The organism is Erwinia sp. MYb416 (assembly GCF_037479575.1).
In the GTDB taxonomy this organism is placed as follows: domain Bacteria; phylum Pseudomonadota; class Gammaproteobacteria; order Enterobacterales; family Enterobacteriaceae; genus Erwinia; species Erwinia rhapontici.
On the sequence record NZ_JBBGYT010000054.1, the window covers coordinates 1 to 753 of the forward strand.

1 protein-coding gene is annotated in these 753 nt (G+C 44.8%); it reads right to left on the reverse strand.

Annotation, left to right across the window (positions count from 1 at the left end):
* Positions 1-409: 409 nt before the first annotated feature.
* Positions 410-727, reverse strand: coding sequence for an NIPSNAP family protein (locus tag WH277_RS00485; protein WP_339457338.1), 318 nt, complete (start codon positions 725-727; stop codon positions 410-412).
* Positions 728-753 lie beyond the last annotated feature (26 nt).

Here is a 753-nt window from a genome sequence, read left to right on the forward strand (position 1 = left end):
GATATCCGCCGCTCTGGCAACAGCTGAGGTATCTCGTCTGGCCACAAGAAGGGATCTTGCAGCCGCTATATTTCAGGAGCGGGCCGGCGACAGCAGGACCAATCCGGATGCTGATTTTGGTGTACAGGTATCACGTATAATCTTTATGTAAGTATTTACCGGGCACTCAGAGAGGGCTTAACACATCCATCATTCAGGACAGGAGTTCGTGGTATGGCCGCTAACTCCTGAATTTTTTAAATTCAAGCACACCAGTGCCGCTTCTGTTCCTGACTCCATGTCCGCTTCTCGCTCACAGCAGACCTGCTACCGGCCTCGGTCCGCTTTGTGCCAAAAGCGGACATTATCTGAGTTGTGCAGATTCACTCTTCTCAGCTCGTCTATTTATTTCACAGCATTTTATAACAGGTTAATGCTGCTTATCAGACAGTAACGGCTTCATGAAACTGCGCTCGTAGCTAAGGATGAACTTTTTTTGGTTAGCTTCATCGAAAAGTTTGACACATTCAGCCTTACTTAAAATGGCTACTCTGTATTCTTCATACTGCGCCAGACTATCAAAGCTAAACAAACAGTAGGCTATGTTATTTGCACCTTCCGATGGGAGGAAGTATCCATGATGGATACCACCCATAGACTCCACAATTTCTATCCAATTTGAAGCATAATTCTCGAAATCACTTAACTGATAGGGATCAATAATATATCTGACGTGACAAGTGATCATTCTCTTCCCTCATGTGAAATAAGACG